The sequence below is a fragment of the Streptomyces sp. NPDC028907 genome, from assembly GCF_055564995.1.
On sequence record NZ_JBVHVE010000022.1, the window covers coordinates 75,731 to 94,275 of the forward strand.

General features: G+C 70.4%; 18 protein-coding genes and 1 tRNA gene. 10 read left to right on the forward strand and 9 right to left on the reverse strand.

Annotated features, from left to right (window positions below; translation table 11 throughout):
* Positions 1-9: 9 nt before the first annotated feature.
* From ACZ4UU_RS41545 to ACZ4UU_RS41555, 3 genes are all read right to left on the reverse strand, one after another.
* Positions 10-843: a triphosphoribosyl-dephospho-CoA synthase gene (locus tag ACZ4UU_RS41545; protein WP_471908627.1), complete on the reverse strand. Its 834-nt coding sequence runs from the start codon at positions 841-843 to the stop codon at positions 10-12.
* Between the two features lie 11 nt (positions 844-854).
* Positions 855-1,802: an intradiol ring-cleavage dioxygenase gene (locus tag ACZ4UU_RS41550; protein WP_471908628.1), complete on the reverse strand. Its 948-nt coding sequence runs from the start codon at positions 1,800-1,802 to the stop codon at positions 855-857.
* A 142-nt stretch (positions 1,803-1,944) separates the two neighbouring features.
* Positions 1,945-2,394, reverse strand: coding sequence for an ATP-binding protein (locus tag ACZ4UU_RS41555; RefSeq protein ID WP_471908629.1), 450 nt, complete (start codon positions 2,392-2,394; stop codon positions 1,945-1,947).
* Positions 2,395-2,653: 259 nt separating this feature from the next.
* On the opposite strand from ACZ4UU_RS41555, the gene ACZ4UU_RS41560 reads away from it, so the two are divergent.
* From ACZ4UU_RS41560 to ACZ4UU_RS41600, 9 genes are all read left to right on the forward strand, one after another.
* Positions 2,654-3,517 carry a hypothetical protein gene (locus ACZ4UU_RS41560; RefSeq protein WP_471908630.1) on the forward strand — a complete coding sequence of 288 codons (864 nt, stop codon included), beginning with the start codon at positions 2,654-2,656 and terminating at the stop codon, positions 3,515-3,517.
* Between the two features lie 194 nt (positions 3,518-3,711).
* The gene (locus ACZ4UU_RS41565; protein WP_471908631.1) at positions 3,712-4,449 is read left to right on the forward strand and encodes a YcnI family copper-binding membrane protein; all 738 of its coding nucleotides are present in this window, start codon (positions 3,712-3,714) and stop codon (positions 4,447-4,449) included.
* A gap of 97 nt (positions 4,450-4,546) precedes the next feature.
* A complete protein-coding gene (locus tag ACZ4UU_RS41570) occupies positions 4,547-5,200 on the forward strand; it encodes an SCO family protein (protein ID WP_471908632.1) in 654 nt (217 codons plus the stop codon).
* Positions 5,197-5,661 (forward strand): copper chaperone PCu(A)C, encoded by a 465-nt coding sequence (locus ACZ4UU_RS41575; RefSeq protein ID WP_471908633.1) that lies wholly within the window; start codon positions 5,197-5,199, stop codon positions 5,659-5,661. Before ACZ4UU_RS41570 ends, ACZ4UU_RS41575 begins: the two co-directional genes overlap by 4 nt.
* A 13-nt stretch (positions 5,662-5,674) precedes the next feature.
* Positions 5,675-7,711: a copper resistance CopC/CopD family protein gene (locus ACZ4UU_RS41580; RefSeq protein ID WP_471908634.1), complete on the forward strand. Its 2,037-nt coding sequence runs from the start codon at positions 5,675-5,677 to the stop codon at positions 7,709-7,711.
* 8 nt (positions 7,712-7,719) lie between these two features.
* Positions 7,720-9,045: an iron uptake transporter deferrochelatase/peroxidase subunit gene (efeB, locus tag ACZ4UU_RS41585; RefSeq protein ID WP_471908635.1), complete on the forward strand. Its 1,326-nt coding sequence runs from the start codon at positions 7,720-7,722 to the stop codon at positions 9,043-9,045.
* 117 nt (positions 9,046-9,162) lie between these two features.
* Positions 9,163-10,095: a prephenate dehydratase gene (gene pheA / locus ACZ4UU_RS41590; protein WP_471908636.1), complete on the forward strand. Its 933-nt coding sequence runs from the start codon at positions 9,163-9,165 to the stop codon at positions 10,093-10,095.
* A 655-nt stretch (positions 10,096-10,750) separates the two neighbouring features.
* Positions 10,751-12,028, forward strand: coding sequence for a serine--tRNA ligase (gene serS / locus ACZ4UU_RS41595; protein ID WP_471908637.1), 1,278 nt, complete (start codon positions 10,751-10,753; stop codon positions 12,026-12,028).
* A complete protein-coding gene (locus tag ACZ4UU_RS41600) occupies positions 12,025-12,846 on the forward strand; it encodes an HAD family hydrolase (protein WP_471908638.1) in 822 nt (273 codons plus the stop codon). The genes serS and ACZ4UU_RS41600 overlap by 4 nt, the downstream gene beginning before the upstream one ends.
* Positions 12,847-13,096: 250 nt before the next feature.
* On the opposite strand, the gene ACZ4UU_RS41605 is transcribed toward ACZ4UU_RS41600, so the two are convergent.
* The 6 genes from ACZ4UU_RS41605 to ACZ4UU_RS41630 form a co-directional block, all read right to left on the reverse strand.
* Positions 13,097-13,183, reverse strand: a tRNA-Ser gene (locus ACZ4UU_RS41605).
* Positions 13,184-13,491: 308 nt separating this feature from the next.
* A complete protein-coding gene (locus ACZ4UU_RS41610) occupies positions 13,492-13,734 on the reverse strand; it encodes an SGM_3592 family protein (RefSeq protein WP_471908639.1) in 243 nt (80 codons plus the stop codon).
* 146 nt (positions 13,735-13,880) lie between these two features.
* Positions 13,881-14,600 (reverse strand): ABC transporter permease subunit, encoded by a 720-nt coding sequence (locus tag ACZ4UU_RS41615; protein ID WP_471908640.1) that lies wholly within the window; start codon positions 14,598-14,600, stop codon positions 13,881-13,883.
* Between the two features lie 10 nt (positions 14,601-14,610).
* Complete coding sequence (locus ACZ4UU_RS41620; protein WP_471908641.1) at positions 14,611-15,522, reverse strand: ABC transporter ATP-binding protein; 912 nt, start codon at positions 15,520-15,522, stop codon at positions 14,611-14,613.
* The gene (locus ACZ4UU_RS41625; RefSeq protein WP_471908642.1) at positions 15,519-16,427 is read right to left on the reverse strand and encodes an ABC transporter permease subunit; all 909 of its coding nucleotides are present in this window, start codon (positions 16,425-16,427) and stop codon (positions 15,519-15,521) included. The genes ACZ4UU_RS41620 and ACZ4UU_RS41625 overlap by 4 nt, the downstream gene beginning before the upstream one ends.
* The gene (locus ACZ4UU_RS41630; protein ID WP_471908676.1) at positions 16,417-17,406 is read right to left on the reverse strand and encodes an ABC transporter ATP-binding protein; all 990 of its coding nucleotides are present in this window, start codon (positions 17,404-17,406) and stop codon (positions 16,417-16,419) included. Before ACZ4UU_RS41630 ends, ACZ4UU_RS41625 begins: the two co-directional genes overlap by 11 nt.
* A 279-nt stretch (positions 17,407-17,685) precedes the next feature.
* Between ACZ4UU_RS41630 and ACZ4UU_RS41635 the strand changes: the two genes are divergently transcribed.
* Entirely contained in the window at positions 17,686-18,537 is an 852-nt protein-coding gene (locus ACZ4UU_RS41635; protein ID WP_471908643.1) for a M24 family metallopeptidase, read from the forward strand.
* Positions 18,538-18,545 lie beyond the last annotated feature (8 nt).

Sequence of the window (18,545 nt, forward strand, 5' to 3'; positions counted from 1 at the left end):
CTGAGGGCGTCAGACAGCCGTCGCCAGTCCCATGACCGGCAATGCGTCCAGGAAGAGCGCGCCTGCCAGGAGGCCCGCACTCCCCCGTGGGCTCCACGCGCGCGCGTGCAGGTCGGCGTCGAGTGCCGTCAGGGCCGCCGCGCCCGCCTCCGTCGCCGTGCCGCCCGCTTCCATGACTCCCCGGGCGCCCGCCTGGACGTGCCGCAGCCCGATGGGGCCCGCCGTGTAGAGGAGTTCGGTGTCCTGGAGGGTGGACATCACGGTGAGCAGGGCGTCCAGCCGGGCCTGTTCCTCGGTGGCGCCGGCCGAGCGGACTGTGGCGAGGGTGTCCAACGCACGGCGTACGTGCGGGAAGCCGGCCCGGGCCTCGCCCCGCGCCCCGGCGGCGCCGTACTTCGCGGACACCGAGGAGCCCCGGGAGGGCCTGCGCGGGGCGCGCTTGTCGGTGTGGGCGGCGATGCGCTTGGCGGTCGCCGCGACGTCCCGCGCGCCGGCCCGCGGGTCGAGCGCGGCCGCGGCGACCAGCAGGCCCAGCGACCACAGTGCGCCCCGGTGGCCGCCGCCCGCGAGGTGCACCGAGTGCTCGGTGCACCTGCCGATCGCGCCGAGCTCCGCGCGGAGCGAGGGCGTCGGCTCGCCAGTGCGGCGGGCGGCAGCGGCCATCGCCGCGAGGCCGGGCGCGAGCGCCTTGGCCGACCAGCGCAGCATCCGGTGGTCCCGGCGGCTGACACGGGCGCCCAGGTCGCGCGGGTCGGGCAGGCCCGGCTTGGGAGCCAGGGCCAACTGCCCGACGAGCGCGGTCACGGCGGTCTGCGCGAGCGCCTCGTCCTCGCGGCTGCTCATGGCCGTATCCCCTACGAGGAGGTTGAGGCCGAGGCCGACGGGGCGTCGCTGGGCGGGGTGCCCGTCGGGGCGCCGCTCGGCGGGGTGCCGCCCTCGCCTCCCCCGCCGCCGCTGCCCGCGCCCGTGTTCTCGGCGTCGGGGTCGACGGCGACCGTGAGGAAGCCCTTGTAACCCCTGGACGGGTCGGCCTTCTTGACCGGCTTCAGGGTGAGCAGACCGCTGGAGGCGCCGCCGCCGTCGTAGACCATGTCGTTGTCGAGGGTGGTGTAGCTGCCGGAGTGCTTCGAGTAGGGCTCCAGCGTGAAGATCTCCTCGGCGATGTCGTCGGCGAAGAACAGCTGGCCGGTGTAGTTGACCTTGCCGCCCTCGTAGGTGCCGTCCTCCTTCTGGCCGCCCGTGTGCACCTTGAGGTGGATGTGGCAGGTGCGGGGCGTGTACCAGCCGGGGAAGATCGTCTCGAACTTGACGACCCCGTTGGCGTTGGCGATCTGGTAGCCACGCAGATATGTGTTGTCGTTCGCGGTCGAGCCGTCCTCGCTCTCGGCGGGCGCGGAGCCGCCGGGGTTGGCGGTGGTGTAGCCGGAGTAGTAGCCCCAGGCGTCGCAGTGCCAGATCTCGACGGCGGCGCCCTTGACCGGGGTGCAGCCGTCGGCGGCGTCGACGACGGTGAGGCGCAGCGTCAGCGGGACGCCGCTCTTGCCCTCGGTGATGTCCTTTCGCACCAGGGCGCCGTCGAGGTAGTACGGGCCCTCGGTGACGCTGGACGTCAGCGTCATGCAGCCGGTGCTCTCCGAGGCCGTCGTGGTGGCCGTCGCCGCCATGCCGGTCGCGGTCGTGCCGGCGTCGGCGAAGGCCGCCTGGTAGCCCGCGACGGCGAGCCCGCCCGCCGCGACCGTGCCGCCGGTCACCGCGATGGCGCGGCGCCGGGTGATCGACTTGTCCTTGTGGTTTCCCGTCATGGCCAGGAAATTAGGAACGTCGGCCGTCAGGACCATGGGGTGGCGCTGTGCGGGGGCTGTGAGTCCTGGGAAAGCTGAATCCGGCGGCGCCTGCCGTGCGTGCCGTGCCCTACGGGCGGGTCGGGCGGGCGGTCCGTCGGCGCTACACCGCCATCAGCGACGGGTCCTTCTTCCACTTGAGGATCTTGTCGAAGCTCACCACCGCACCGCTGCGGCCCGGCTTGTTGCCGATCGAGACGTGGTCGGCGAGTTCCTGGATGAGACAGAGCCCCCGGCCGTGCTCGGCGTCGGAGGTCGCCGGGCGGGGCGGGCGGTGCGGTGCGGTGAAGCCGGGGCCCGAGTCGGTGACCTCGATGTGGCACTTCTCGCCGTCCAGGTACGCCGTGACGCGGTACGCCGGTGGGGAGCCGTCGAGCGTGGTGTCACCGCCGTGTTCGACGGCGTTGGCGCAGGCCTCGCTGAGGGCGACGGAGAGGTCGTAGGACACGTCGGGGTCCACGCCCGCGGTCTCCATGGTGCCGATCAGCAAGCGCCGGGCGAGCGGCACGCTCGCGGCTTCCCGCCGCAGATGGAGTGACCACCAGATGCTCATGCTCCAGCCTCCTGGCTGCGGCTCGACATACCGTTACGTATTGCCGCGAGTGCCCGGCTGTAAGCACATCATTGACGTGATGCCGCCCATATGGTCGATGCGCCTACGAGGGAATCGGTGTATGTGGGGTCGGGCCACACCAGAGAGTGACCTTCCGGTCGTACAACCCCTATGCCCCCGTACGTCCCCAAGCGCTCGTTCGTCATCTTGCGGACCTGCCGTATGGCGGCCATAAGGCCAGTGCGATGATGAGCCCGCCATGAGTGCCCCCCACCCGCGCACGACGCGCTCCGGACGTGATCTCCGGATACTGCGGGCCGCGGTGTTCGCCGCGGTCTGCGTCGTGCTGGCCGGGGTCGGGCATGTGCTGGGCTCCTGCGCCGCGATCCCGCTGTGGACGCTGGGCGCGGGGTTCCTGGGAGTCCTGCTGGTCACGGTGCCGTTCACGGGTCGCGAACGCTCGCTGCCCGGGATAGCCGCGCTGCTCGCGGCCGGCCAGACCGTCCTGCACACGCTGTTCGGACTCGGACAGCACGGGGCGGTCGCCGGTGCGTCCGCCGCGTCCTCCGCGTCCGCAACCGCCTCCGACGCCGCCCTGGTCGAACAGGCCGCGCGGCTCCTGTGCGGGACCGCAGCGGCGGCGATCAGCCCGGCCCAGGCCCAGCGGATCCTCACCGAGGCACGGATCGGCACGGGGACCGGCACGGGCGCGGGAGCGGGGGCGCATGTCGCGCACCGGTCGGCCGACGCCATGTCCGTCGCCGCCGACTCCTCCGCCTCCTCCGTCGCACTGCTGCCGTCCCTGCCGATGCTGCTCGCCCACGTACTCGCGGCGGTGGTCGCGGGGTGGCTGCTGCGCCGCGGGGATCTGGCCCTGCTGCGGATCGCCGAGATGTCCACGCTGTCGGCGCATTCGGTCGCCGAGGGCACGTTCGTACGATCCCTGCGCGGGGCGCTCGCGCTGGTGCGCGCTCTGTGTGCCGGGCTGCCGGGCGCGCCCGAGGCGGGCCCGCGCTTCCTGCGCACCGAGTCACTCGCGCGCCCCGCGCCCCGTACCGTCGCCCTCCAGCACACGGTGATCAGGCGCGGGCCGCCGGCCACCGCGCTCATCCTCGCCGCCTGACACGACGCGACCGCCACTCCACTTACGTGGGTTGAGGGCCGCCGTCGTGCGGCACGCGCGCGTACCCGTGTTCTCGATCGAGGGACGACTCCTTGCCGTCTTTTCCGTCGGTCCCGCCTGATCGGGCACCCCCACGCACGCGTACTCCTCTTCACCACCGGAATCCGAATCTCACTCACAGTGGAGTGCTCCGAATGAAGGCCTCTCGCCTCGCCGCCGCCGGCGCCCTCGCCGGCACGGCCGTGCTCGCCCTGTCCGCCCCCGCCTTCGCCCATGTCAGCGTGCAGCCGGAGGGCACGGCCGCCAAGGGCGGTTACGCGGTCGTCGACTTCAAGGTCCCCAACGAGCGCGACAACGCGTCGACCACCAAGCTCGAGGTCAGCTTCCCGACCGACCACCCGCTGGCCTCCGTGATGCCGCAGCCCGTTCCCGGCTGGAAGCCCGAGGTCACTAAGTCCACGCTTGACAAGCCGCTGGAGATGCACGGAAAGAAGATCACGGAGGCCGTCACCAAGGTCACCTGGACCGCGGACGGCAAGGGCATCGAGCCCGGCTTCTTCCAGAAGTTCCCCGTCTCCATCGGCCAGCTCCCCGAGAACACCGACGAACTGGTCTTCAAGGCGATCCAGACGTACTCCAACAAGGAGGTCGTCCGCTGGATCGAGGTGCCGCAGGAAGGCCAGGAGGAGCCCGAGAACCCGGCGCCGGTGCTCGCGCTGTCCGCCGCCGAGGACGACCACCACGGCTCGTCCTCCGCCGGCAAGGCCTCCGACTCCGACGATGCCGAGGCCGCCTCGGCCAAGACCGACGCCGCCGAGCCGGCCGACAGCACTGACACCACCGCCCGCGTCCTGGGTGTGGTCGGCATCGTCGTGGGCGCGCTGGGCGTGGCGTACGGCGTGCTCGCCGGCCGTCGGCGCACCGAGGCCTGACAAGCCCCTCTGTTCACGGCGCGCGCCGGGGCACGCCCCCGGTGCGCGCCGGAGCACTCACCACTGGGATGTTTTTTCATGCGTAAGAAGAACTGCCATGCGTAAGAAGACCTTCGCCGCGGCCGCACTGCTCGCCGCCGCCACCCTGACCCTGTCCGCCTGCGGCAACGGCGACGACAGCGCCTCGCCGGTGACCGTGGTCTCCGAGGAGGCCGGCTCGGACAAGGCCGCCATCGTCCTCGACAAGCCGTTCGAGAAGCCGGACCTGGTCCTCACCGACACGAACGGCAAGAAGTACGACCTCCGCAAGGAGACCGAGGGCCGGCCGACGCTGATCTACTTCGGCTACACCAACTGCCCCGATGTCTGCCCGCTGACGATGAACAACATCGCCGTCGCCAAGAAGCAGCTGCCCAAGGCCGAACAGGACAAGCTGAGCGTGGTGTTCGTCACCACCGACCCGGAGCGCGACACCGCGTCCGCCCTCGGCGAGTGGCTCAAGGGCATCGACCCGCAGGTCGTCGGCCTGACCGGCGACTTCGACACCATCCAGGCCGGCGCCCGCACCCTCGGCATCTCCATCGAGCCGCCGCACAAGGACAAGAACGGCAAGATGGTCTCCACCCACGGCACCCAGGTCGTCGCGTTCTCTCCGAAGACCGACGCCGGGTACGTCCTGTACACCGAGGACGCGACCGTCGACGACTACATCAAGGACCTCCCCAAGCTCATCAAGGGAGCAAAGCCGTGAGGCGGTCCGCCCCGGTGACCGCGGCCGCGGCACTGGCCGGAGCGCTCGTCCTGGCCGGCTGCGGCTCCGAGGACTCCCCGGCCGACTCCAAGGCGGAACTGTCCGTCAGCGGCGCCTACATGCCGCAGCCCGTCTCCGACTCCATGGCGGCCGGCTTCCTGACGGTCACCAACAAAGGCGGTACGAAGGACGAGTTGACCTCGGTCACCAGCGACGTCGGCGAGGTGACCGCGCACGAGACCGTCGGTTCGTCGATGCAGGAGGCCACGGACCTCGCCGTCCCCGCCCACGGTCAACTCGTCTTCAAGAGCGGCGGCAGCCATCTGATGTTCGAGAAGCTGAAGCACAAGCCCGAACAGGGCGAGAAGGTGACCGTCAGGCTCCACTTCGCCGAGTCCGGCACGGTCACGGTCGAGATGCCGGTGAAGTCGGCGACGTACAGCCCGAAGACCGGACACTGAGGGAGAGATCGCCTTGACCCAGACCATCGTCCCCCACGTCCGGCCCCGGGTACTGCCGAGCGTCCGGACCCTGGTGCTGCTGCTCCTGGCCGCCACCGGCCTGCTTCTCGCCGGTGCCGGGCCGGTCTCCGCGCACGCCGCGCTGACCGGCAGCGACCCCCGGCAGGGGGCGGTGGTCGACAAGGCGCCCACGCAGGTCTCGCTGACCTTCTCCGAGAAGGTCGCCCTGTCCAACGACTCCCTGCGCGTGCTCGACCCCAAGGGCAAGCGCATCGACCGCGGCGACCCGGCCAACGTCAGCGGCACGACGTACGCCGTGAAACTCCACAGCGGCCTGCCCGACGGCACGTACACCGTCACCTACCAGGTGGTGTCCGAGGACAGCCATCCCGTCGCCGGCGCCTACACCTTCTCCATCGGCGCGCCCTCCCAGACCACCGTCTCCGTCTCCGACCAGACCGCGGGCGGCGGGGTCGTCGGCGCGCTCTACGGCTTCGGCCGGTACGTGTCGTACGCCGGCTTCATCGTCATGGTCGGCGGAGCCGCCTTCGTGCTCGCCTGCTGGCAGCGCGGGTCGGGTGTGCGGGTCCTGCAGCGGCTCGTCGTCTCCGGCTGGCTGGCCCTCACCGCCGCCACGCTCGGACTGCTGCTCCTGCGCGGCTCCTACACCAGCACCGGGAAGGTCGGGGACATCTTCGACCTGGAGCTGCTGGGGCAGGTCCTCCAGACCAAGACGGGTGCCGCGCTGGTTTCCCGGCTGCTGCTGCTCGCCGCGGCGGCCCTGTTCATCGCCGTGCTCTTCGGCGCGTACGACAAGCGCGAGGACGACGAGAAGCGGGACCTCACCTTCGGGCTCGCCATCGGCGGGACCGTGGTCTCGGCGGGGCTCGCGGCCAGCTGGGCGATGTCCGAGCACGCCTCGACCGGACTCCAGGCCGGGATCGCCATGCCGGTCGACGTCGTCCACCTGCTGGCCGTCGCCGGCTGGCTCGGCGGGCTCGCCGCGCTCCTTGTCGCCCTCTACCGGGCGCCCGTGGACACGCCGGTCGACGGGACCGCCGTACGACGGTTCTCGCGCCTGGCCTTCGGCAGCGTGATCGCGCTGGTCGCGACCGGGATCTACCAGTCCTGGCGCCAGCTCGGCTCGTGGTCGGCGTTCACCGGCACGCGGTACGGACAGCTGCTGCTGATCAAGATCGGGCTCGTGGTGCTGCTGGTGGGGATCGCGTGGATCTCCCGGCGCTGGACGGGGCGGCTGGCCGAGAACGAGGACGGGACAGCCGAGCAAGAGGCAGTGGCGAGCAAGGCGGCCAAGGACAGGGCGGTCGAGAGCGACAAGGAGCACGCGGCCGCCCGGGGCGGCACCTCGGCCTCCGCAGCCTCCGCCTCCGCCTCCGCCTCCTCGGCAGCATCCGTCTCCTCCTCCGCCTCCGCCGGCGGCCAAAAGGGCGGCGCCTCCAAGGGCGGTGGCTCGCAGCGCGCCGCCCAGCTCGCCCGGCAGCAGGCCGCGATCGACACGGCACGGCAGAAGCAGCGGCGCGACGCCGACCCGAACCGCTTCGGGCTGCGCCGCTCCGTGCTCGCCGAGGCGGGCGTCGCCGTCGTCCTGCTCGCCGTCACCACGATGCTGACGTCGACCGAACCGGGACGTACGGAGGAGGAGGCCAAGGCCGCCACGGCCGCGTCGTCCGCCGAGGCGTCCTCGACCGGGGCACTGACGCTGGACATGTCCTTCGACACCGGTGGCCAGGACGGCAAGGGCGTCGTACGGATCGACATCGATCCCGCGCGCGTGGGCGGCAACGAGATGCACGTCTACGTACAGCGGCCCAACGGCCGTGCCTTCGACATCCCCGAGGTGAAGGTGGCCTTCACCCTGGAGTCCCAGGACATCGGGCCACTGCCCGTCGTCCCCGACCACATCTCCACCGGACACTGGTCGGCGAGCGGAGTGCAGATCCCCATGGCGGGCGAGTGGAAGATCGCCGTGACCGTGCGGACCTCCGACATCGACCAGACCACCGTCTCCAAGAACGCGCAGATCGGCTGAACGACACCATGGCTGACCAGTCCATTCCGGAGGCCCGTACTCCCGCCACGGCCGAAACGGCACTTAATGACGGCGTTTCCGAAGGCGCCTCCTCGAGGAAGGACCCTTCACGCAAGGAGGGCCTGTCGCGGCGGCGGCTGCTCGGGACCGCCGGTGCAACCGGGCTGGTGCTCGGTGCGGCCGGCGCTGCCGTGGGATACGCCGCTCGGCCGGCCGAGGCGACGCCGCTCACCTCGCTGGGCGCCGATCAGGTGATGTTTCACGGGAAACATCAGCCCGGCATCCTCCAGGGCCTCCAGGCACGCGGCCACGTCGTCGCCTTCGACCTGGCGGCGGGCGCGGGCCGCAAGGAGGCGGCCGCGTTGCTGCGCCGCTGGTCGGAGACGGCTCGGCGACTGATGGCGGGTGAGCCGGCCCAGCAGGACGACACGGATGTCGCCCGGGACGCCGGGCCCTCGGCGCTGACGATCACCTTCGGCTTCGGGCACAGCTTCTTCGCACGGACAGGCCTGGAGAAGCAGCGTCCTGTCGCCCTGGACCCGCTGCCCGACTTCTCCTCCGACCAGCTCGACAAGACGCGCAGCAACGGCGACCTGTGGGTGCAGATCGGCGCGAACGACGCCCTGGTGGCCTTCCACGCCCTGCGCGCGATCCAGACGGACGCGGGCAACGCCGCCAAGGTGCGGTGGCAGATGAACGGCTTCAACCGGTCGCCGGGCGCCACCGCGCACCCGATGACTGCGCGCAACCTGATGGGCCAGATGGACGGCACGCGCAATCCGAAGCCGACCGAGTCCGACTTCGACGAGCGGATCTTCGTGCCGGAGTCCGGCACGAAGGACCCCGCGTGGATGGCGGGCGGCTCCTACGCCGTCGTACGCCGCATCCGCATGCTCCTCGACGACTGGGAGCAGCTCTCGGTCAATGAGCAGGAGGACGTCATCGGCCGCCGCAAGTCCGACGGGGCACCGCTGTCCGGGGGCACGGAGACCACCGAGATGGACCTGGAGAAGACGGACAGGGCCGGAAACCTGGTCGTCCCCCTCAACGCCCACGCGCGCATCACCCGGCCCGACCAGAACGGCGGCGCGGCGATGCTGCGGCGCCCGTTCTCGTACCACGACGGCATCGACGCGGACGGCGCCCCCGACGCCGGGCTCCTCTTCATCTGCTGGCAGGCCGACCCGCTGCGCGGCTTCGTCACCGTCCAACGCAAGCTCGACCGGGGCGACGCGCTCTCGAAGTACATCCGCCACGAGGCGAGCGGACTGTTCGCCGTGCCGGGCGGAGCGGCGGAGGGGGAGTACGTGGGGCAGCGGCTGCTGGAGGGGTGACGGTGACGGGAGGGTCGTACGGTGGTGCACAGGTGTACGACGGTGAGGTCGCCCTGGGGAGTGGCCCTCGGTCGAGAGTCGTGCGCCGCTCCACGCCAGGCCCATTAGGGTGAGGTCATGCCAGCGAGCTATGCCTATCTAGGCCCCGAAGGCACCTTCACCGAGGCCGCCCTGCGCACCCTCCCCGAGGCCGCGACCCGGGAACTGATCCCCTACGTGTCCGTGCAGTCCGCGCTGGACGCGGTGCGCGTCGGCGAGGCCGAGGCCGCGTTCGTGCCGATCGAGAACTCCGTCGAGGGCGGCATCACGACCACGCTCGACGAGCTGGTCGCCGGCGCACCGTTGATGATCTACCGCGAGGTGCTGCTGTCGATCACCTTCGCGCTGCTGGTCCGGCCGGGCACGAAGCTCTCGGACATCAAGACGGTCTCCGCGCACCCGGCCGCACAGCCGCAGGTGCGCAACTGGCTCAAGAACAACCTTCCCGACGCCCACTGGGAGTCGGCCGCCTCGAACGCGGACGCCGCCCGCCTGGTCCAGGAGGGCCAGTACGACGCCGCTTTCGCGGGCGAGTTCGCCGCCGCGCTGTACGGCCTGGAGGCCCTGGAGACGGGGATCCACGACGCGGAGAACGCCCAGACGCGGTTCGTATTGGTGGGCCGGCCGGCCCGGCCCGCGGCGCCGACCGGCGGGGACAAGACGTCGGTCGTGCTGTGGCAGCGCGACGACCATCCCGGTGGGCTGCGCGACCTGCTGGGCGAGTTCGCCACGCGTGGCATCAACCTGATGCTGCTCCAGTCCCGGCCGACCGGCGCGGGCATCGGCAACTACTGCTTCTGCATCGACGCCGAGGGCCATATCTCCGACCGCCGGGTGGCCGAGGCGCTGATGGGGCTCAAGCGGATCTGCCTGGAGGTGCGCTTCCTGGGTTCGTATCCGCGCGCGGACATCAAGCCGGCGGACGCGGAGCGGCCGCGCCTCGGGACGTCGGACGAGGAGTTCGTGTCGGCGGCGGACTGGGTGGCCCGGTGCCAGGACGGGCGGTTCTGAGCGAGCCGTGAGGCCGTGGCAGGCGGTTCCGGGAGACCTTGACAGGCGCCCCTGACAGGCGACTCTGACAGGCGGTTCCGGGCGGCTCCGACGAGCGTCTGGGACCGGATCCGGCATGCTGTTGCGGCCGGTACTACCAGCTGATTGTCGTTATCCACAGAAGTTATCCACAGGTACTCATCTCGACCTGGGGACAAGTCGACAAGCAAGGGTGAGTCTGTCGACAAATCGGTCTCTGGAGCCCCTCTGTGTCCACCGCCACGCAAGTCACCCTTCGTCCACTCTTTTCCTTTGAGCAATCCTTTGGGGCGACCGCTTTCCACTCGAACGTGGGGATGAGGGGGGTTTGTCCTGGGAATCCTCGACTTGCTCGGCACGTCACGGAGTGATCAATTCCGAAGTCCACAGTCCATCCACACACCCTGTGGATAACTCTCGGGAGGCTGGGGATCCCTGTGGACAACCGAAGCCCAAGTCCCGTTCCCCACAAGGGAATCGAGTCAACCTGCCGCCTCGCACCTGCCCCGTTCCAGGGAGTGAGACGCCTTTTATTGACACGATTGGCAATTCCCCCACGACGGAACGTAAGCCATCTAAGCCGCAGCTCGGAATAGTGAGTCGTTCGCTGTCACCCTGCCCCGGTAGCCTTGAGCGCGTGATTGACCTTCGCCTGCTTCGTGAGGACCCCGACCGAGTGCGCGCCTCGCAGCGCGCCCGTGGAGAGGACGTCGCGCTCGTCGACTCCCTCCTGTCTGCCGACGAGCGGCGCAGGTCGTCCGGCGTCCGCTTCGACGAGCTGCGTTCCGAGCAGAAGTCGCTCGGCAAGCTCATCCCCAAGGCCTCCCCCGAGGAGCGCGCGGAGCTCCTGCAGAAGGCGGAGCAGCTCAAGGCCGACGTCAAGGCGGCCGAGGCCGCGCAGAACGACGCCGATGAGGAGACCAAGCGCCTCGCGCTGCAGCTCGGCAACCTCGTCCACCCCGATGTCCCGGTCGGCGGCGAGGAGGACTTCGTCGTCCTGGAGACGCACGGCACCATCCGCGACTTCGGCGCCGAGGGCTTCGAGCCCAAGGACCACCTGGAGCTCGGCGAGGCGCTGGGCGCCATCGACGTCGAGCGCGGCGCCAAGGTCTCCGGCTCGCGCTTCTACTACCTCACCGGCGTCGGCGCCCTGCTGGAGCTGGCCCTGGTCAACGCGGCGATCGCCCAGGCCACCGAGGCCGGGTTCACCCCGATGCTGACCCCGGCGCTGGTCCGTCCGCGCGCCATGGAGGGCACGGGCTTCCTCGGCCAGGCCGCGGAGAACGTCTACCACCTGGAGAAGGACGACTACTACCTGGTCGGCACCTCCGAGGTCCCGCTCGCCGCGTACCACATGGACGAGATCCTCGACGCCGACAAGCTGCCGCTGCGCTACGCGGGCTTCTCGCCGTGCTTCCGACGCGAGGCCGGCACCTACGGCAAGGACACGCGCGGCATCTTCCGCGTGCACCAGTTCGACAAGGTCGAGATGTTCTCGTACGTCGCCCCCGAGGACGCGGAGAACGAGCACAAGCGGCTCCTGGAGTGGGAGAAGCAGTGGCTCACCGGCCTGGAGCTGCCCTTCCAGGTCATCGACGTGGCCTCGGGCGACCTGGGTGCGTCGGCCTCCCGTAAGTACGACTGCGAGGCGTGGATCCCGACCCAGGGCAAGTACCGCGAGCTGACCTCGGCCTCCAACTGCGACGGCTTCCAGGCACGCCGGCTGTCCGTGCGCATGCGCGACGGGAAGAAGGTGCAGCCGCTCGCGACGCTCAACGGCACGCTGTGCGCCGTACCGCGCACGATCGTGGCGATCCTGGAGAACCACCAGCAGGCCGACGGCTCCGTCCGGGTGCCCGAGGTGCTGCGCCCGTACCTGGGCGGCCGAGAGGTCCTGGAGCCGGTCGCCAAGTGAGCTCCGCCTCGCCCATCGCCGGGTTCCCGTACAAGCTGATCGCGACCGACCTCGACGGAACGCTCCTGCGCTCCGACGGGTCGGTGTCCCGCCGCACCCGGGACGCCCTCGCCGCCGCCACCGCGGCGGGCGCGGCGCACATCGTCGTCACGGGCCGGGCGGTCCCCTGGACCCGCCCCATCCTCGACGACCTCGGCTACGAGGGCCTCGCCGTCTGCGGCCAGGGCGCCCAGGTGTACCACGCCGGGGAGCAGCGCCTGCTGACGTCGGTGACCCTGGACCGGCAGCTGGCGGGCGTGGCCCTGGCCAAGATCGAGGCGGAGGTCGGGCCGCTGTTCCTGGCGGCGAGCCGCGACGGCCTGGACGGCGACGTCCTGGTCGGCCCCGGCTACGCGGTGACGGGCCACCTCCCGTCGGTCCCTTTCACGGACGCGTCGGATCTGTGGAGCGCCCCGCTGAACAAGATCTACATACAGCATCCGGAGCTCTCTGACGACGAGCTGGCCGAGGCCGCCCGCCAGGCCGCGGGCGGCTTCGTCACGGTGGCGATGGCGGGCGAGGGCATAGTGGAACTGCTGCCCCTGGGCCTGTCCAAGGCAACAGGCCTGTCCCTGGCCGCCCGCCGCCTGGGCCTCAAGGCCGCGGACACGATCGCCTTCGGCGACATGCCGAACGACATCCCGATGTTCGCGTGGTCGGCCCACAGCGTGGCGATGGCCAACGCCCACGCGGAGCTGAAGGCGGTGTCGGACGAGGTGACGTCCTCCAATGAGGAGGACGGGATCGCGGTGGTGGTGGAGCGGTTGCTGGGCGCCTAGAGGCGCGCGTGGCCGAGGGACAGCCGCGTCCCGGTCCCGCGGTGGCTGAGGACAGCAGCGTCCCAGCCGCGTACGGCAACCACGCCGTCGACACCCGCGGGCATGCGTGCCTCCCGGGACGGCACGGGTGGGCGCGGGCGGCAACCCGGAACGCCGGGCCGCACAGCCGACCTCTCGGCCGCGGCGCCGGGCGCCTTCTCGACGCGCCCCAGCTCCTGGACCACGGCCCAGCCCCTGTGACAACGTCTTGCGGAGGATGCACGAATCGAACGTGCGCGGGCCTTCAGACCCGACCTTGGCTTAGCAAGCCAGTGCCTTACCACTCGGCCAATCCTCCGGGTGGGCGACCCACGCGAGAGCGACATCGCGTGCTCGAAGCGGCCGCCCCGGGCAGCTCCCCGTGCGGTACGGACTCTGCGGAGGGGTAGCGATTACTCCGGAGTCCGCCGCCGGCTGCCCTGTCGGGAGCTCGACGTACTGCCGTGCATGGACATCGTCGCGCTCCTCTCCCAGAACGTGGCGCCGAACTCGTCGTCCGGCGGTGTGGACACAACCACTGTGCCTGTACGCCGAGTTGAGTGCCACCGATTTAAGGGCCGGTGAAAGGCCGCGCACGCCCCTCCGCACGCCTCCTGCGCACGCCCCTTACCGGCGGCGCCACTTGCGTCGGCGCCCCTTGCTGAAGAACCATCCGGCAGGCGGCTCGTCGGCCCGCCACGGCTGCGGCTCGGGGTCCTCACGGCGCCAGCGCGCGGCCAGCATGCGGGCGCGGGCGGACGGCTCGGCGGTCTCGGCCGCGCGTATGAAGTCGTCGTCCAGGACCAGGTTGCTCCAGGTGTCGTCCCCGGACTGTTCGCGATCCTCGTGCTGCGCCATGCCGCCTGCCATCGCCGTCCTCCAGTTCGTGCCGTGCATCCCCTTTGCCCAGTGTGCCCGGGCGCAGGTGAAGCCCCCGTCAAGAGCGGGCCCGTTCAAGGGCCCGGCTCCTTATCTCCTCGCCCGCTCCACTCCCCGCCCCCTACTCCTCGCCCGCCTTACTCCTCACCGGCCAGCGTCAGCGACCGCAGCTTCTGTCCCGCGTACCAGGTCGCGAGGACGGTGACCACGGCCAGCAGCACCGTCGCCGTGGGCAGGGCGACGTCCGACGTCACCAGGTCCCCGCCCGCGACCTTCTGAGCCACGGCCAGCGCCCACTGCTGGACGCTCAGCGTGCGCGCACCGGACACCAGGGAGCCGAACAGGGCCTCCCAGACGAGCGCGTAGACGAGGCCGAAGACCACCGCGTGCCGGGACACCGTGCCGAGCAGCAGGAAGATCGCGGCGTAGGCGATGGAGGCGACGAGTGCCGCCACCGTGTAGGCGACGGCGATCTGCTGGCCGTTGCCGTTGAGGATGAGGCCCGCGATGAAGATGGGCAGCGCCGAGAACACCATCGTCACGGCGATCGCGACGATCAACTTGGTGAAGATGATCGTCGGCCGCTTCACCGGCTTGGACAGCAGGTACACCACCGAGCCGTCGTCGATCTCGGGCCCGATCGCGCCGGTGCCGGCGATGACGCCGATGATCGGCACCATGGTGGCCAGCGCCAGTCCGCCGAGCAGGTCGGACGCGGTCTGGTCGTCGGCTCCGGCGAGGCCGCGCACGACTACGGAGATGCCGATGAGCAGCAGCGGCAACGCGCCTAGGATGAGGGCTCGGCGGCGGCCGAGCAGGGCTCGATAGGTGAGCCGGGCGACTGTGGGGTCGTACATCTTCGGCCTCCTACGCCGCGACCAGATACGAGAAGACGGACTCGAGGGACTCGTCCGACGGCGAGACCGTGAGCAGTCGGATGCCGTGGTCACGCGCCACCTTCGGCAGCAGCGTGGTGAAGCGGCCGAAGTCGACGGCCTGGATGTGCAGCGCGCCCTCCGCCAGGTCGACCTCGATGCCGGAGGTCGACGGGTCGGCGATCAGCGCGGCCGCGAGGGTGCGGTCGTCGCTGGAGCGCACCAGGTAGCGGTGCGGGCGGTCGGTCATCAGACGGCGAATCTTGCGGAAGTCGCCGCTCGCGGCGTGCCGTCCGGCGACCACGACCTCGATGTGCCAGGCGAGTTGCTCGACCTCTTCGAGGATGTGGGAGGAGAAGAGGACCGTGCGGCCCTCGTCGCCCATCTTCCGCAGCAGGTCCATCAGCTGCATGCGCTGGCGCGGGTCCATGCCGTTGAAGGGCTCGTCGAGCAGCAGCAGCGAGGGGTTGTGGACGAGGGCGCTCGCCATCTTGACGCGCTGGCGCATGCCCTTGGAGTACGTCTGGATCTTGCGGTCCTGCGCGTACTCCATCTCGACCGTGGCCAGGGCCTTTTGGGCCGCCTTGGCGCCCAGGCCGTGCAACTCGGCGTTGGCGACGACGAATTCGCGCCCGGTGAGGAAGTCGTACATCGCCTCGCGCTCGGGGACGATGCCGATGTGCTTGTAGATGGACTCGTTGCGCCACACCTGCTGGCCGTCGAGGGTGACCGTGCCGGTGGAGGGGGCCAGGAAGCCGCCCATCATGTTGATGAGGGTGGACTTTCCGGCGCCGTTGGGGCCGAGGAGGCCGGTGACGCCGGGGCCGATCGTCATGGTGATGTCGTTGACGGCGACCACGTTGCCGAACCAGCGGGAGACATGGTCGATCTGGAGCGTGGTCACAGTCCCACCTTCTTGTAGCGGCGCATCAGGAGGCCGTAGCTGGCGGCGATCAGGCCGAGCGTGACGAGGACGTAGACCGCGCCTTCCCCATTGGTGGGGCCGACTCCCCCCGGGAAGGCGGAGGTGGCTCCCAGGAAGGCGGACTGCACGCCGTCGATCAGTGTGACCGGCGAGAACAGGCCGATCCAGGCGATGGCGCCCGAGCTGTTCTGCACCTCGGCGATGGCCTGGAGCGTGGACACGGCACCGTAGGAGATGGTCAGCACGGCGATCACGGCCGCGATGCCGAAGCCGCGGCGGGGGGTGACCGACGCGATGACCAGGCCGATGCCGGCGAAGAGCAGCGAGAGCAGTGCCACGGAGACCAGTCCCTGCGCGAATCCCTTGGTCTGGTCGGCGAAGTCGAGCTTGGCCAGCAGCGCGCCCACGTAGAGCACGATCAGCGGTGCCGCGGTGAGGATGAACATCGCGGAGGCCAGCGCCGCGAACTTCGCGCGGACGTAGTCGGCGGTCTCGATGGGCCGCGAGAAGTACAGCGGCACGGTCTTGAAGCGCAGGTCGCGGGAGACGGACTGGGGTGCCTGCGAGGCGATGTACAGGCTGATCACGGCCTGCATGACGATCGCGTAGCGCGTGTAGTCGACGGGGAGGTCGTTCGCCTTGGTGGCGACCGCCACGGCGACCATGATGGCCGCGGGCACGCACATCACCACGAACAGCAGCATCGGCAGCACCTTGGACTTCACCGAACGGCCGAGGCCGTAGGCGCCGCGCAGGGACTGCGAGTAGAGGGACCGCGTGGCATACGAGCGGCCGAGGCGGGGGCCGTCGTAGCTGCGGTAGCCGATGTTGTGGATGCGGGTCTGGTCACCCGGCTGTGCGGCTACGGGGTGCTCAACTGCCATGGCCGACCGCCTCCTTCCGCTGTGCTTCGGTACTCTGCTCGCCGCCCTGCTCGCTGTCGGTGAAGACCTCCGAGATGTGGTGCCGGCGCTGTTCCATGCGGACCAGGCCGAGACCGAGGTCGGCGACGACGTCGCGCACCAGGTCGTACGTCTCCTCGCCCTGCGCGGTGAGCAGCAGGATGTGACCGGCGCCGGGGAGGCCGCCGCTGCCGTCGAGGACGTCCACCCCGCGCGCGTGGAGCGCGTCGCGCACCGCGCGGGTGCCGTCCGGGTGGTCGTCGCTGTCGGTGACCTCGATGGCGAGGGTCGTCGTGGTCTGCGTGAAGTCGGTTGTGGAGCTGGAGCGCAGCAGCTTGCCGCCGTCGACGACGACCACGTGGTCGCAGGTGCGCTCCAGTTCTCCCAGCAGGTGGGAGGTGACCAGGACCGAGATGCCGAAGTCGGTGTGGATGCGGCGGATCAGGCCGAGCATCTCGTCGCGGCCGACCGGGTCGAGGCCGTTGGTCGGCTCGTCCAGGAAGACCAGCTGCGGGTCGTGCACCAGGGCCTGGGCCAGCTTCACGCGCTGCTTCATGCCGGTCGAGTAGCCGCCGATGGGGCGGTAGCGCTCCTCGTACAGACCGACGTGGCGCAGCGTGTCGGCGGTCCGCTCGCGCGCGGCGGTGGGCGGCAGGCCGGACATGCGTGCCATGTGCACGACGAACTCGGTGGCCGAGACGTCGGGCGGCAGACAGTCGTGCTCCGGCATGTACCCGACCCGCTCGCGGATGGCGGCGCCGTGGGTGGCGACATCGAGTCCGAGCACTTCGGCTCGGCCCTCGGTGGCGGGGGACAGACCCAGCAGGATCTTGATCAGTGTGGACTTGCCGGCTCCATTGGCTCCGACGAGTCCGGTCACACCGGGCCCGACGTCCACGGAGAGCCGGTCAAGCGCGGTCACCCTCGGGAACCGCTTGCTCAGGCTTTCGGTCGCGATCACAGTCACGCTTCGAAGGTAGTGACACGGACCACGCCGGTCGTCACCCCGCAGAGCTGTATTGAAGTCAGACTCCAGGACTACGGGGCCCTAGGGGTCACCCCCGAGTCGAACACCGCGCCCCTGATTTTCCACATCGACGGGGAGCCGGCGGGGGCGTCGGCGGAGTTTTCCACAGCCCTTCGGCAGCCCTATTGACGCAGCCTCTAACAACTGTCACATTCGCCAGTGTCAAGTTACGGGCACGTACCGCAGTCAGCGTGGACAAAGTGGGGCGGTGGCATGACTACGGCGGTGACAGGCGAACTCTCCGTGGACTCGGCGCAATTGCGCGGGTTCAGGCGGGTCCAGCAGCTGGCCTACGAATGCGCGGAGGCCGTCGCGGCGCGGCTGGAGCCGGGCATCACCGAGCGTGAGGCGGCGCGGATGCAGCGCGAGTGGCTGCGCGAGCGCGGCGTACGCGACTGGTTCCATCTGCCCTTCGCCTGGTTCGGCGACCGCACGGCGTTCGTGAACTTCCGGATCCCGCTGCAGTTCTTCCCCACGAACCGCCGGCTGGAGCCCGGAATGCCGTTCATCCTCGACATGGCCCCGGTCTACGACGGCTACACGGCCGACATCGGCTACTCCGGCTCGCTCGGCATCAACCCCGTGCAGGACAAGCTGATGGCCGACCTGGAGGCCCACCGGGAGGTGATCCTGCGCGAGGTGCGCGAACGGCGGCCGCTGCGGGAGATCTACGAGGACGTCGACCGGCTCATGGTCCGCCAGGGCTACGCCAACCGGCACCGCGCCTATCCCTTCGGTGTGATCGCCCACAAGGTCGACCGCGTCAAGGAACGCCGCTGGTCACCGCATGTCTTCGGGTTCGGCACGCAGTCCCTGAAGGGCCTGGCGGGCGACGCGCTGCACGGCCACCGGGACGGCTGGTCCCCGCTGTGGTCGCCGTACCGCTTCTCCGACCACCCGCCGCAGCCGGGCCTGTGGGCGGTCGAACCGCACCTCGGATTCCGGGGGACGGGTGCGAAGTTCGAGGAGATCCTCGTCGTCACCGACTCCAGGGATCCCGAGCAGAGCGCCTTCTGGCTGGACGACGATCTGCCGCACGTGCGGCGCTGGGCGGAGGAGAAGTGACGGTGCCG

What these genes read in the sequence shown, in the direction of transcription:
- ACZ4UU_RS41545 (WP_471908627.1), bottom strand. Translation starts at nt 843, where the DNA reads ATGAGCAGCCGCGAGGACGAGGCGCTCGCGCAGACCGCCGTGACCGCG.
- ACZ4UU_RS41550 (WP_471908628.1), bottom strand. Translation starts at nt 1,802, where the DNA reads ATGACGGGAAACCACAAGGACAAGTCGATCACCCGGCGCCGCGCCATC.
- ACZ4UU_RS41555 (WP_471908629.1), bottom strand. Translation starts at nt 2,394, where the DNA reads ATGAGCATCTGGTGGTCACTCCATCTGCGGCGGGAAGCCGCGAGCGTG.
- ACZ4UU_RS41560 (WP_471908630.1), top strand. Translation starts at nt 2,654, where the DNA reads ATGAGTGCCCCCCACCCGCGCACGACGCGCTCCGGACGTGATCTCCGG.
- ACZ4UU_RS41565 (WP_471908631.1), top strand. Translation starts at nt 3,712, where the DNA reads ATGAAGGCCTCTCGCCTCGCCGCCGCCGGCGCCCTCGCCGGCACGGCC.
- ACZ4UU_RS41570 (WP_471908632.1), top strand. Translation starts at nt 4,547, where the DNA reads ATGCGTAAGAAGACCTTCGCCGCGGCCGCACTGCTCGCCGCCGCCACC.
- efeB (WP_471908635.1), top strand. Translation starts at nt 7,720, where the DNA reads ATGGCTGACCAGTCCATTCCGGAGGCCCGTACTCCCGCCACGGCCGAA.
- pheA (WP_471908636.1), top strand. Translation starts at nt 9,163, where the DNA reads ATGCCAGCGAGCTATGCCTATCTAGGCCCCGAAGGCACCTTCACCGAG.
- ACZ4UU_RS41610 (WP_471908639.1), bottom strand. Translation starts at nt 13,734, where the DNA reads ATGGCAGGCGGCATGGCGCAGCACGAGGATCGCGAACAGTCCGGGGAC.
- ACZ4UU_RS41615 (WP_471908640.1), bottom strand. Translation starts at nt 14,600, where the DNA reads ATGTACGACCCCACAGTCGCCCGGCTCACCTATCGAGCCCTGCTCGGC.
- ACZ4UU_RS41625 (WP_471908642.1), bottom strand. Translation starts at nt 16,427, where the DNA reads ATGGCAGTTGAGCACCCCGTAGCCGCACAGCCGGGTGACCAGACCCGC.
- ACZ4UU_RS41635 (WP_471908643.1), top strand. Translation starts at nt 17,686, where the DNA reads ATGACTACGGCGGTGACAGGCGAACTCTCCGTGGACTCGGCGCAATTG.